Below are 12,494 nucleotides of genomic sequence, written 5' to 3'. Positions count from 1 at the left end.
CCGCCCCGTCACCGCGCGGAAGGCAGGCCACTGTCGGGCCTCGGCGCGGTGAGGTAGTCCGGCACCCGGACGGCGGGGTCGAGGTCGCCGGAGGGCACCGGTGCCGCGTATGCCGGGGCCACCGGAACCACGCCCGCCCAGTGCGGCAGGGAGAGGTCCTCCGGCTCGTCGTTCGGGCCGCCCGTGCGGATCTTGGCGGAGACCTCGTCGAGGTCGAGGCGGATCACCGCGGTCGCGGCCAGTTCCTTCGCGTCCGCCGGTCGCGAGTCCTTCGACCTGCCCGGCACCACCTGGTCGACGATGGCGTCGAGCGCGATGCGTCGTTCCTCCGGGTCCGTCACCGTACGGGCGGTTCCGTGGACCACCACGGAGCGGTAGTTCATCGAGTGGTGGAAAGCGGAACGGGCCAGTACGAGGCCGTCCACGTGCGTCACGGTCAGGCAGACGGCGAGCCCGGGATCCGCCGCGCCCGTCGCGCGCAGAGGGCGCGATCCGGTCGAGCCGTGTACATACAGCCGCTCGCCCACCCGGCCGAAGAGCGTGGGGAGGACGACGGGCGCGCCGTCGCGGACGAAGCCCAGGTGGCAGAGGTACGCCTGGTCGAGTATCGCGTGGACCGTCTCCCTGTCGTACGAGGCCCGTTCCTTGGCGCGGGTCGGGACCGTGCGCTCCGTCGCTTCGTAGGCCGTGGCCCCGGGAAGGCCGGTGCTGTCGGGCGTAACGGTGTCCGGCATTGCGTACTCCATTGCACTAGTGCATACTGTAGTTTGTGCTAGGAGAGTATCGGATCAGTGGGCGGCGTGCATCCGAAATTGCCGCGAGCGTGGAGCGCGGTGTGTCCGCAGGTGACCTCGGGCCCGGCCATGTGCTGCCGCCCATGCGGGAGTTGGCGACCCTGCTCGGTGTCAATGCGAACACGGTCGCCGCCGCGTACCGGACGCTGCGCGAGCGTGGAGTGATCGAGACGGCGGGGCGGCGGGGGAGTCGGGTGAGGCCGAGGCCCGCGACCACGGCGCGCGGATCGCTCCGTGTGGAGGCCCCGCCGGGGGTGCGCGACCTCGGCGACGGCAATCCCGACCCCGCGCTCCTGCCCCCGCTCGGACCGGCGCTGGCCGTCGCCTCGGACGCGTACGCCCGCCGGCCCGGTATGTACGGCGACGACCCGGTGGTTCCCCGACTGGCCGAGCTGGTGCGGGCCGGTCTGGACTCCGACGGGCTTCCGGCGGGGCCGGTGGCACTCGCGTCGGGGTCGCTCGACGCGATCGAGCGGGTGCTGTCGGCGCATCTCAGGCCCGGTGACGCCGTCGCCGTGGAGGACCCCGGGTGGGGTGCCCTGCTGGACCTGATCCCCGCGCTCGGCATGAACGCCGTCCCGGTGGCGCTGGACGACGAGGGTCCGCTGCCGGGGGATGTGGAGCGTGCGCTGGGGGCGGGAGCCAAGGCCCTGGTGGTCACCGACCGGGCGCAGAATCCGACCGGTGCCGCCGTGGGGCGTCTGCGGGCGGACGAGTTGCGGTCCGTCCTCGCGGAGCATCCCGGCGTGCTCCTGATCGAGGATGATCACGGCCACGCGATCGTCGACCTGCCGGTTCACCCCCTCGCCGGCGTCACGGAGCGCTGGGCGTTCGTCCGGTCCGTCTCCAAGGCGTACGGCCCCGACCTGCGGCTTGCCGTTCTCACCGGGGACGCGCTGACCGTCGACCGAGTGACAGGTCGTCAGCACCTCGGGCCCGGCTGGGTCAGTGCGCTGCTGCAGCGGACCGTGGCACACCTGTGGGCGACGGATGCCGTGGACACGGCGGCGGTCGCCCGCTCGTACGGGCGTCGCCGGGACGCGCTGGTGGGTGCGCTGGGTGAGCGGGGGATCGCGGCTTACGGGCGGACCGGGATGAACGTCTGGGTGCCGGTGAGTGATGAGACCGGGGCCGTGGCCAGGATGCTGCACTCGGGTTGGGCGGTGGCCCCGGGGGCACGGTTCCGGCTCACCTCGCCTCAGGGGATGCGTCTGACCGTCTCGTCGCTGTGTGCCGCCGACATCGAACCCCTCGCGGACGCGGTCGCGGCAGCGGCGCGCCCCGCCCGGCCGGTCAGCTACGGCTGAACGGCAGGGTGTGCACGGTGCGCGCGATCCGGCGGACCACGCGCCCGGGGCGGGGCGCGGTGTCCGGGACGACCGCGGCCTGCCGCGCGAGAAGGCGTAGAACAACTGATGCTTCATCGCGTGGCCGACGTAGCATCGCTTACATGTTGAATCTGGAGCGCCTGCGTACCCTGGATGCCCTCGCCCGGCACGGCTCGGTGAGCGGGGCGGCCGGCGGCCTCCACGTCACCACCTCGGCCGTCTCCCAGCAGATGGCCAAGCTGGAACGCGAGGTGGGACAGCAGCTCCTGGCCAAGAACGGGCGGGGAGTCCGTCTCACCGACGCCGGCCGACTGCTCGCGGACCACGCCGCGAAGATCCTCTCGCAGGTGGAGACCGCTCAGTCCGACATCGAGGCCCAGCGGGGCCAGGTGGTGGGGGAGGTCCGGATCGCCGCCTTCCCGACCGCCGCCCGCGGGCTCTTCCCCGCCGCCCTCACCGCACTCCGCGCGAAGCACCCCGAACTCGGGCTGCGTACGACCGAGCAGGAGCCGGAGAGCGGCATCCGTTCGGTGCTCCGCGGGGATGTCGATCTCGCCGTGGTGCTCGACTGGAGCAACAAGCGCCTGCCGGTCCCCGCCGGTCTGGGCAAGACCGAACTGCTCGACGACGCACCGGACATCGCCATGCCCTCGGACCACCCCCTCGCGGACCGCGCGGAGGTGGACATGGAGGACTTCGCCGAGGACGACTGGGTGTCCTGGCCGGAGGGCGAGTTCTGTTACGACTGGCTGATGTTCACGCTGCGGTCCAAGGGCATCGAGCCACGCATCGCGCACCTCGCAGGCGAGCACCATACGCAACTCGCTCTGATCGCGGCCGGATTCGGCGTCTGTGTGGCCCCCCGGCTGGGGCGGGGGCCGGTGCCGGACGGCGTTCGCCTGGTACCCGTGCGCCAGCCGATGCGACGTCATGTCCACGCGGTGTGGCGCTCGGACGCGGACCGGCGGCCTTCGATCAGGGCTGCAGTCGAGGCCCTGCGCTCCGCCGGCCGGGCATCGCACAGTGCTTAGGCCGGCCCGGACATCTTCCTGAAGTCCCAGGACCTGACGGTCCGTGGTGTCAGCCGGAGCCAGCCGTGCCGTTCATCGTGCGGCATGGACTGGAGACCGAAGTACTTCGAGGCGAACATCCGCTCCGGGGACTCCAGCTCCACGCAGCCCTCGCCCCTGCGGGGGTCTCGCCGACGAAGGAGACCTCGCCGGTGAGCTCCACACCGCGCAGCTCGCCGTACTCGGCCCCGTCGTCCACCACCACGGCGATCCTGGGATCGCGCCGCAGCTGCGCCCGGCGCAGACTCCGGATGAGGGCGTAGAGCCGGACGGAGCTGCCGTCCCACACGAACCACAGCGCCCCGACGTGCGGCATGCCGTCCTGTGAGACCGTGGCGACCCGGCAGGTGCGCTGCCCCGCGAGGTAGGCGTCCCGCTCCGCGTCGGTCATCATGATCCGACGGCCACGGCGCTGGGCAACGGTCACGGGACGCCCTTCCTGGGTTCCGGCAGGTTCCGGGCATCATGGAGGCTCATCCGTGTTCGCGCAACGCCCCCGACCGGTCCGGTTGCTCAGGCCAGAGTGATCGAGCCGTTCTCCACCCGGATCTGCTTCTCCGGGAGCGGTACGGTCGCGGGCCCGCCCGTCGCCTCACCGGTCGTGGCATCGAACGTGCTGTTGTGACAAGGGCACTTGATGACTCCGTCGGCGATCCCCTTCACCGCGCAGCCCTGATGGGTGCACTTCGAGGAGAACGCCTTGAACGTGCCGGCGGTGGGCTGGGTCACCACGACCCCCTCGTCGGCGAAGACCCTGCCGCCGCCCTCGGGGATGTCGGAGGTCTTCGCGAGGACCGCTCCGTCGCCGTTCGCTCCGTCTCCACTCCCGGCCGGCCGGACCGTGTCCGAACCTCCGGCGTCCTGCGAGCCGCCGCACGCGGTGAGAGCGGCGGTCACGCCCACGGCGCCGACCGCCGCCACTACCGAGCGCCGCCCGAGGCGGGCCTGGCTCTCCTGCGATGCGTTCATGCCGGCATTCCCTTCATCAAAGTGACAGGACCTCGCAAGTGGATACGGACCGTTGGTCCCACGCGTTCAGCCGCGCCCGGCCGGAGTGTCGACGCCGAGCAGGGAGCCACGGCGGGCGCGGTGCGGTCAGGGGCGGTCCCGTCGCCCTCAGCCGTGCAGGCGTACCGGCAGCGTTCGCACGCTGTTGCCCACGAAGGAGGCGTGCCGCGGCAGTTCGGCCTCAGGGACGGCGAGGTCCAGGTGGGGGAAGCGTGCGAACAGCCCGGCGAGCGCCACGGTGCTCTCCATCCTGGCCAGTGGCGCTCCCATGCAGAAGTGCGCGCCGTGGCCGAGTGAGAGGTGCCGGGTCCCGGTGGCACGGGTGACGTCGAAGCGGTCGGCATCGGGTCCGTGCGCCTTCTCGTCGCGGCCCGCCGCGGAGTAACCGGCCAGCACCGGCGTCCCCTTGGGGATCACGGTGCCGTCGATTGTCAGGTCCCGGGTCGGATAGCGGAAGGGGAAGTAGCTGACCGGGCTGTCCCAGCGCAGCGTCTCCTCGACCACGTCCGCCCAGCTCGCCCGGCCAGACCGGACGAGGGCGAGCTGATCCCGGTGGGTGCACAGGGCGCGTACGGCGTTGGTGATCAGATTGAGCGTGGTCTCGTGTCCGGCGATGATCGTGAGCATCAGGGTGCCGATCAGCTCGTGCGGGCCGAGCCGGTCGCCGTCCTCCTCACGGGCCGCGATCAGCGCGCTGGTCAGGTCGTCCCCCGGATTCTCGGTCCTGTCGGCCGCGACGCCGCCGAGCACCTCCACCATCTCCCGGTTTGCCGCCACCGCCTCCTCGGGGCCGATGTCGGTGGCGACGATACGGTTGGAGAGCTGGTGCAGCCGGTCGTGATGTCCGGCGTCCACTCCCAACAGCTCACAGATCACGCTCATGGGCAGCGGCAACGCGAAGTGCGTACGCAGGTCGGCGACACCGTCACCGGCGGTGGCGGCCCGGTCGAGCCCGTCCAGGAGCGAGGTGGTCAACGCCTCGACACGCGGCCGCAGTTCCTCCACCCGTCGCGTGGTGAACGCCTTGCTGACGAGGGCCCGCAGCCGTCGGTGGTCGGCGCCGTCGGCGGTGGTCATCCCCTGTACCGTCGCGAACGTCTTCAGCGGCCAGCCATCCGGGATCCCGCCTGCCTGGAGCGCCGCGAAGTGCTGGGCGTCCTTGGCGACATCAGGGTGTGCCAGGAACTCCTTGAGGGCGGCGTGACCCAGTACCGCCATGCCCTCCACCCCGCCGGGCAGGAGCACCTCGGTCACCGCTCCCCGGCCGAGCAGGCGGGCGTTGGCGGCGTGCGGGCAGCCTCCGGACGGGTCCATCGGGTGTGAGGTGCCGGGTGAGGAGTTCGCCGGTGAGGTGGTCAACAGGGCTCCAGTCGAAGGGCGGACGGAGGTGCGGGCACGTTTCGATCCGTCGTTCGTCCGACGCGCCGCGGCCACACCACCGTTCCGTGCTCGGCTGCCGACCCGGCCTCGCCCCGGCGGCGTCGCGACCCGCGGTCATGCGAGCCGGAGCCCCGGGACGCGTCGAACCGGCCTGAGACGCGGAGGACATGGGAAGCGTAGACCAAGGGCCCCTGTCCGACACCGGCTTTCCTCCGGCTGCGCGCTGTGCGCGTGAGCGCCGGGGCGGGAAAGGTCTGTCACCCGGGGGCACCTCTTCAGGGGAGTGCCTGCCTCTTCGTGCTCGTGACACGTCGGGACGGCTCGGCGAGCAGGCTCGCCGCAGGGTGGCGTGGTCGTCCGCTTGCTCCCCACGACGGCGGAAGGCGGGCCCGGGAGGGTGAGCCCGCCCCGGGTCCGCCTTCGTCCGCGCCTCGCGCGGTCGCCCGTACGTGGCGTCAGATGTTGACGCCGAAGTCGGCGGCGATGCCGGCCAGGCCGGAGGCGTAGCCCTGGCCCACCGCGCGGAACTTCCACTCGCTGCCGTGGCGGTAGAGCTCGCCGAAGACCATGGCGGTCTCGGTCGAGGCGTCCTCGCTCAGGTCGTAGCGGGCCAGCTCGACGCTGTCCGACCGGTTGATCACCCGGATGAAGGCGTTGCGGACCTGGCCGAAACTCTGCCCGCGCGTGGCCGCGTCATGGATGGACACCGGGAAGACGATCTTCGTGACCTCGGCCGGCACGGATGCCAGCTCCACGTTGATCGACTCGTCGTCGCCCTCGCCCTCGCCGGTGAGGTTGTCGCCGGTGTGCTGAACCGAACCGTCGGGGCTGGTCAGGTTGTTGTAGAAGACGAAGTGCCGGTCGGATACGACCTTGCCCGCTTCGGTGCACAGCAGGGCACTGGCGTCGAGGTCGTGATCGGCCCCGGTGGTGGTGCGCACGTCCCAGCCGAGCCCGACCGTCACGGCGGTGAGGCCGGGGGCCTCCTTGCTGAGCGATACGTTGCCGCCCTTGGACAGGCTGACTCCCACGAGTGTTCCTCCATTGCTCTGGTCTGTGTCGTCATCCGGTCCAACGCCGGAGCGGTCACTATGGTTCCATCGATTGCGCAACTTTGAAACTATGGATGACGGCGTTGGCGGCCCTGGCGGTGCGACGGCCCGGCGGTCCGGGGCTCGGTGCCGTTCGCGACGCCCTGGACCCGCGCCCCGAGCTGGAAGAGGTCGGTGAGGGCGGTGCGGGAGGCGTCCGGTGCCGAGTCGGTCCGCGACTCCCCGCCGGGGCCTCCGCCCAGCCCCGATCGGAGCGGGATCGAGTCTCTACTGCGCAAGAGCGGGGTGGCGGCCGGACGTCCTCCGGTCGACCCCGACGCCACCTGGCCCGAGCGGGCGGTGCCGGGCCGTCGCGACACCGTGTGACGGACTTCACGACAGTTTAAAACTTGCGCAACTATTAAAGTGGTGCGCATGAGTGGAGACGGTACGACGGTGTGGGAAGTCGCGGTGCTCGCCGGAGGGCCCGCCGACGGGCTGCGGATGAGGGTGGCCGACCGGCCCGGGGTGGTCCAGGTGACCAGCCCCTGCGAGCTGGACGGACCGCAGCCCGGGGTGCGGGTGGACGCGCTGTACGTCTACCGGCGCGAGTCGCGGCCGCGAGGGGGTCTGCTGCGTTACGGGTTCGACGCGGCCAGCCCCTGATGTGCGCGCCCGGGCGCGCGTTCAGCGCGCCGGGGTGCCGCCCTGCCTGGTGGGTGTCTGGAGCGGGGGTGTGCCGTCGGGGGCGGCCCCTGTGGTTCGGCGTGCGACGGGTTCGGTCTGTGCGGCCGGAGGTGGGGCGGGTGTGCCCGGTTCGGTGCCGGGGGAGGTGCCGTCCTCCTTCATGGCCTTCGTCTCGCTCTTGAGGATGCGCAGGGACTGTCCCAGTGCGCGCGCCGAGTCCGGCAGCTTCTTCGATCCGAACAGCACGATGACCACGATCGCCAGGATCAGCAGGTGCCAGGGTTCCAGTCCGTTGCGGAGCATTGCCACCCCGTCCTCTCTCTTGCCGGTGCGGGTGTGCGTCGCGGTGGGTGCGACGCACACCTCAAAGATTGCTAGATTGCGCAACTGTACAAGCATGGGGCGGTTTCAGTCGTCCCCTTCGCCGGAGCCGGACGAACGAGGGCGCACAGATGACAGGCAGTCACCGGGCGGCGACGACCACCCGCCGAGACACCAGGACCGCGGCCCCGGGCCGTCGGTCCGGGCGCACCCGGATACGGATCGTCCTCGTCACGGCGGTGTCGCTCCTCGTGCTGGTGACAGCCGGCGCGGGCTGGGCGTACCTCAGGCTCAACGGCAACATCGACACCTTCGGTGCGGACGGGGTTTCCGACGACCGGCCCGCCGCCGCATCGGACGGGCAGAACGTCCTGGTGATCGGTTCGGACGCCAGGACCGGGGGGAACAGCGAACTGGGCGGTGGCGACAGGAACGACATCGGCCGCTCCGACACCGCGTTCCTGCTGCACGTCTACGCGGACCACCGGAACGCGGTCGCCGTCTCCATCCCCCGTGACACGCTGCTCGACATCCCGCCGTGCAAGCTGCCCGACGGCAGCTGGACCGAGACCAGGCACCAGGCCATGTTCAACGAGGCGTACACCGTGGGCCGTACGGCCGAGGGCAATCCCGCCTGCACCCAGAACACCGTCGAGAACCTCACGGGCCTGCGTGTCGACCACACCGTGGTCGTCGACTTCAAGGGCTTCTCGGAGCTGACGGAGGTGGTCGGCGGCGTGGAGGTCTGTGTGCCGCAGGACATCTACCAGAAGGACCTGAACCCGGGCCGCGCCACTCGCGGAAAGCGCCTCTTCACCGAAGGGGTGCAGACCGTGTCCGGCCAGAAGGCCCTGGACTACGTACGCATCCGGCACGGCATCGGCGACGGTTCCGACATAGGCCGCATCAAACGGCAGCAGGCCTTCGTCGGCAGTCTGCTCAAGAAGGTGAGGACCGACGGTCTCACGCCCGCGAAACTGCTGCCGCTCGCGGACGCGGCGACCACGTCCATGACGGTCGACCCCGGCCTCGGGTCTGCCGACAAACTGGTCTCCTTCGTGATGTCGCTGAAGGACATCGAGCTGAACGACACCAGGTTCGTCACCGTCCCCTGGCGGTACGAGGGCGCGCGCGTCGCGATCGTCGAGCCGGACGCCGGGGCACTGTGGGCGGCTCTGAAGGCCGACCGCACCCTCGACGGCGACGACGCCGGCGGCGGGGGCGAAGGACAGGAGACGGACTCCACCCCCTCCGCGGACGCGGAGGTACGGGTCCCGGCCGAGAGCATCTCCGTCACCGTCCACAACGGCACCCGCGTCACCGGGCTCGCCGCCCGAGCGGCCGACGTCCTGGCGGAGGCCGGCGTCACCGTCACCGGTACGGCTACGGCGAGCAGCCAGGACCACCGCCTCACGGTGATCGAGTACGGCCCTGGCCACGAGGAGGAGGCCGAGACACTCGCGGCGCTGCTCGGCACCGGGGAACTCCGCTCCGGCACCGGCGGCCTGAACGTGGTACTCGGGCAGTCCTACGCCGACCAGGCCTCCAGAACCCCCTCCTCGGCCCCCTCCGGCGTGCCGGCCGAGGTCACCGAGGGCGCCCGCACCGCGGACGAGGACCTCTGCGCCGGACTCTCCTACGGCTGATCCGAACGCGGTGGGCCCGCGTCCTCGGCGGCGTCGGCGGGCCCCGCGGTGCCGTGGGCCCGCTCGGGGCGTTCGCGGATGCGCCTACCGCCCGGTGCCGGGCCTGTCGTAACGGGACCGGGCGGCCGTCAGCGCCACCGTGTACGCGGCCAGGACCGCGGCGAGCAGCGGGTAGTACAGGGGTGGCAGCGCGGTCATGCCCAGCAGCGGTCCGAGCGGGGAGGGCGGCAGCAGGATGCCGATGACGGCCAGGCCGGCGGCGGCCCAGCGGACCGGGCTCGCGGTGCCGCCCCCGGCGGTGCGGCAGCCGGTGCGCAGCAGCAGCATCACCAGCGCCTGGGTGAGGAGGTTCTCGGTGAACCACCCGGAGTGGAAGGCGGCTTCCCCGGACTCGGCCGCGTCGTGCAGGGCGAGTGCGAGGACGCCGAAGGTCGCCAGGTCGGCGGCGGCTCCCAGCAGCCCGAAGCCGGTGATGAAGCGGAGGAAGTTACGGGGCTGCAGCACTGTCGGCGCGCGGAGCGCGGCGGGGTGGAGCCGGTCGAAGGCGAAGGCGAGCTGGGCTGCGTCGAAACACAGGTTCTGGACGAGGATCTGCGCCGGGAGCATCGGCAGGAAGGGCAGCATCAGGCCGGTCGCGAGCATCGCGATCACGTTGCCGAGGTTGGACGAGAGCGTGATGCGCAGGTAGGTGGCGATGTTCACGCTGCTGTGCCGGCCCGAGGTGATCGCGTGGGCGATGGCCGTGAGGTCCTTGTCGGCCAGGACCACGTCGGCGCTCTCGCGGGCCACGTCCACGGCGTCGCGCGGACAGATGCCGACATCGGCCGCGTGGAGCGCGGGCAGGTCGTTGACGCCGTCGCCGAGGAAACCCGTGGTGTGCCCGTCGGCACGCAGCACGGAGATGATCCGGGCCTTGTGCTCGGGGGCGCAGCGCGCGAAGACGGTGGTGCGGCGGGCGAGATCCGCCAGCTCGCCGTCCGTCAGGCCCTCGACGGTGTCGGCGGCGAGGACGACGCCGGGGTCGAGCCCGAGATCCGTGCACGCGCGGGCCGCCGTGCCCGGGTGGTCACCCGTGAGGACCTTGACGGTGACGCCGCGGTCCGAGAAGACCTTCAGCGCGTCCGCGGCGGTGGGCGCGAGTGCGTCACTCAGGGCGACGAATCCGAGCAGGGTGAGCCCGCGCTCGTCGGCCGGGGTGTAGTCGCGGTTCCGGGTGTGCCGCTCCGTAGTGGCGACCGCGAGGACTCTCAGGCCGCTCCGCGCCTCCCTCGCTGCGAGCGCGAGCAGCCGGGCACGCTCGTCATCGGTCAGCGCGCACCGCTCGATCACGTCCTCCGCGCCGCCCTTGACGACCAACGTGTGCAGACCGAGGCGTCCCGGCCGGCGCACCACCGCTGTGGAGAGGCGCCGTACCGGATCGAAGGGCAGCGCGGCCACACCTTCGTACCCCAGCAGCTCGTCCTCCTCGACGGCGTCCAGGATCGCCTCGTCCAGGGCGTCCGGGGTGGGCAGGTCGGCGAGCTGGAGCGTCCACCAGGCGTTGACCCCGGCCCAGTGCAGTACCTGGGGAGCCGGAAGGCCCTCCGTGTCCAGGGCGTGGTGCAGGACCGGCCTGTCCTGGGTGAGGGTGCCCGTCTTGTCGAGGCACAGCACGTCGACCGCACCGAGATCGTGGAGCGCGGGGAGGCGCTTGACGATCACCCTGTGATCACGGGCGAGAAGGGATGCCCCCCGGGCCAGGGCGGTGGTGACGATGACCGGCAGCATCTCCGGGGTGAGCCCGACGGCGACCGCCACCGCGAACGGCAGCGTCTCGAAGCCCCGGCCGCGCAGTGCCGCGTTGGCCATGAGCACCAGCGGCGGGGTCAGCAGCATGAAGCGGATGAGGACCCAGGAGATTCCGTGCACCGACCGGTCGAACGCACTGGCCACGCGCGGCCCCGGCCCGCTCCGGGTGGCGGCGAAGAGAGTGTGGGCCCCGGTCGAGACGACGACCGCCGTTCCGCTGCCCGATGCCACACTGCTGCCCTGGAAGCACAGCTGTGGCCGGTCGAACAGTCCGCCCCCCGGCTCCGGCGCGTCGACGGGGTACTTGGACACCGGCGCCGACTCGCCCGTCAGCGCTGCCTGGTGCACCGTGAGGCCGCTCGCGCGCAGCAGCCGTACGTCGGCGGGGACGAGGTCACCGGGGCCGAGGCGGATCACATCGCCGGGCACCAGTTCGTCGACCGGGATCTCCCGTGACCGGGTCGTCCCGTCCTCGGCCGGGCGCCGCAGCACGGTCGCTGTGGTCGCCACCAGCTGCCGCAGGGCGGCCACGGACCGGTCGGCCCGGCGCTCCCCGCCCGAGCGCAGGACGCAGCTGACCACCACCAGGGACAGGATCACGCTCGCGGTGCCCCAGGCCGCCACGGTGGCCGACACCAGTCCCAGACACAGCAGCACCACGGTGAAGGGATCGCGCAGGCTTCCCATGAGACGGCGGGGCCAGGACGCCGTACGCCATGACGGCACCGTGTTCTCGCCGAACCGGGTGAGCCGCTCCGCGGCCTCCGTCTCGACGAGCCCGCGGGGCCCGCTCTCCAGCTGCCGCAGGATCTGGAGGGAGGTGAGTCCGGGCCAGGGCGGCGATCCGTCGCCAGGCCGGAGATCCGTCTCCGACGGCCGGGGCGCCCACTGTTCCTCAGGACCCGCAGGATCGGTACTGCCGGTCGCTGCGGTCTCAGGCACCGAGGTCACGGAGACGGGGGACCGAAGCGTGCGCGGCACGGTCGGTCAGCTGGCCGATCATCAGCCGCACCACCGTCACCACGTCGGGGTCATCGACGAAGTACACCTGGCGTCGTCCCTCACGCCGGGAGCGTACGAGGCCGGCGAGCTTCAGCTTCGTCAGATGCTGGCTCACCGCGGGCAGGGCTCCGCCCACCCGCTGGGCGAGCCCGCTCACGTCGCTCTCGCCCTCGGCCAGGGCCCACACGATGTGCAGGCGCGGTGGCGAAGCCAGCAGCCCGAACGCCGCAGCCGCGTCCGCCAGTACCTCGGCGGGCGGATCGTCGGAGTGCCCTGCAGCCACCATCGCTCTCCCGTCCGGCCTGGGCCGCGCTGTCGGACCCGAAGGGTCCCAGTGTAGGCGCCGTGCGGAATCCGGATCGGCGGCTCCCGGGCCACCCGGGACGGGAGCCTCGGGCCACGGCGCCGAGGCCCGCGTGGTGGCCGGAGAGGCCCCCGG

The 12,494-nt window shown here is 71.9% G+C and carries 11 protein-coding genes and 1 pseudogene; 4 read left to right on the top strand and 8 right to left on the bottom strand.

The window, feature by feature from the left end; genetic code table 11:
* Positions 1-8: 8 nt before the first annotated feature.
* On the bottom strand, positions 9-734 hold the full coding sequence (locus tag ABZ441_RS13835) for a pyridoxamine 5'-phosphate oxidase family protein (protein WP_358972375.1): 726 nt from the start codon (positions 732-734) through the stop codon (positions 9-11).
* 35 nt (positions 735-769) lie between these two features.
* Here ABZ441_RS13835 and ABZ441_RS13830 point away from each other — a divergent pair, with 35 nt between their 5' ends.
* Positions 770-2,101 carry an aminotransferase class I/II-fold pyridoxal phosphate-dependent enzyme gene (locus ABZ441_RS13830; RefSeq protein ID WP_358972371.1) on the top strand — a complete coding sequence of 444 codons (1,332 nt, stop codon included), beginning with the start codon at positions 770-772 and terminating at the stop codon, positions 2,099-2,101.
* A 143-nt stretch (positions 2,102-2,244) separates the two neighbouring features.
* Positions 2,245-3,153: a LysR family transcriptional regulator gene (locus tag ABZ441_RS13825; RefSeq protein WP_358972368.1), complete on the top strand. Its 909-nt coding sequence runs from the start codon at positions 2,245-2,247 to the stop codon at positions 3,151-3,153.
* Here ABZ441_RS13825 and ABZ441_RS13820 read toward each other — a convergent pair.
* The 4 genes and pseudogenes from ABZ441_RS13820 to ABZ441_RS13805 all read right to left on the bottom strand — a co-directional run bounded on the left by ABZ441_RS13820 (position 3,150) and on the right by ABZ441_RS13805 (position 6,611).
* Positions 3,150-3,619 (bottom strand): annotated as a pseudogene (locus tag ABZ441_RS13820) (pyridoxamine 5'-phosphate oxidase family protein). The gene ABZ441_RS13825 and the pseudogene ABZ441_RS13820 overlap by 4 nt on opposite strands.
* A gap of 86 nt (positions 3,620-3,705) precedes the next feature.
* Positions 3,706-4,161 carry a Rieske (2Fe-2S) protein gene (locus tag ABZ441_RS13815; protein ID WP_358972365.1) on the bottom strand — a complete coding sequence of 152 codons (456 nt, stop codon included), beginning with the start codon at positions 4,159-4,161 and terminating at the stop codon, positions 3,706-3,708.
* 147 nt (positions 4,162-4,308) lie between these two features.
* Positions 4,309-5,514 carry a cytochrome P450 gene (locus ABZ441_RS13810; RefSeq protein WP_358972452.1) on the bottom strand — a complete coding sequence of 402 codons (1,206 nt, stop codon included), beginning with the start codon at positions 5,512-5,514 and terminating at the stop codon, positions 4,309-4,311.
* 521 nt (positions 5,515-6,035) lie between these two features.
* Positions 6,036-6,611, bottom strand: a complete 576-nt coding sequence (locus ABZ441_RS13805) for a TerD family protein (protein WP_358972362.1) — start codon at positions 6,609-6,611, stop codon at positions 6,036-6,038.
* 435 nt (positions 6,612-7,046) lie between these two features.
* Between ABZ441_RS13805 and ABZ441_RS13800 the strand changes: the two genes are divergently transcribed.
* On the top strand, positions 7,047-7,277 hold the full coding sequence (locus ABZ441_RS13800) for a hypothetical protein (RefSeq protein ID WP_358972360.1): 231 nt from the start codon (positions 7,047-7,049) through the stop codon (positions 7,275-7,277).
* 21 nt (positions 7,278-7,298) lie between these two features.
* On the opposite strand, the gene tatA is transcribed toward ABZ441_RS13800, so the two are convergent.
* Positions 7,299-7,601 (bottom strand): Sec-independent protein translocase subunit TatA, encoded by a 303-nt coding sequence (gene tatA, locus ABZ441_RS13795; protein ID WP_358972357.1) that lies wholly within the window; start codon positions 7,599-7,601, stop codon positions 7,299-7,301.
* 149 nt (positions 7,602-7,750) lie between these two features.
* On the opposite strand from tatA, the gene ABZ441_RS13790 reads away from it, so the two are divergent.
* Complete coding sequence (locus tag ABZ441_RS13790) at positions 7,751-9,265, top strand: LCP family protein (RefSeq protein ID WP_358972354.1); 1,515 nt, start codon at positions 7,751-7,753, stop codon at positions 9,263-9,265.
* 84 nt (positions 9,266-9,349) lie between these two features.
* Here the strand turns inward: ABZ441_RS13790 and mgtA are convergent, their stop codons facing one another.
* A complete protein-coding gene (gene mgtA / locus ABZ441_RS13785; protein WP_358972352.1) occupies positions 9,350-11,995 on the bottom strand; it encodes a magnesium-translocating P-type ATPase in 2,646 nt (881 codons plus the stop codon).
* The gene (locus tag ABZ441_RS13780; RefSeq protein ID WP_205023193.1) at positions 11,988-12,341 is read right to left on the bottom strand and encodes a metalloregulator ArsR/SmtB family transcription factor; all 354 of its coding nucleotides are present in this window, start codon (positions 12,339-12,341) and stop codon (positions 11,988-11,990) included. Before ABZ441_RS13780 ends, mgtA begins: the two co-directional genes overlap by 8 nt.
* Between the last annotated feature and the right edge of the window lie 153 nt (positions 12,342-12,494).

The sequence above is a fragment of the Streptomyces sp. NPDC005752 genome (genome assembly GCF_040630715.1).
Classification (GTDB): domain Bacteria; phylum Actinomycetota; class Actinomycetes; order Streptomycetales; family Streptomycetaceae; genus Streptomyces.
This window is presented reverse-complemented; position numbering and strand designations above follow the sequence as displayed.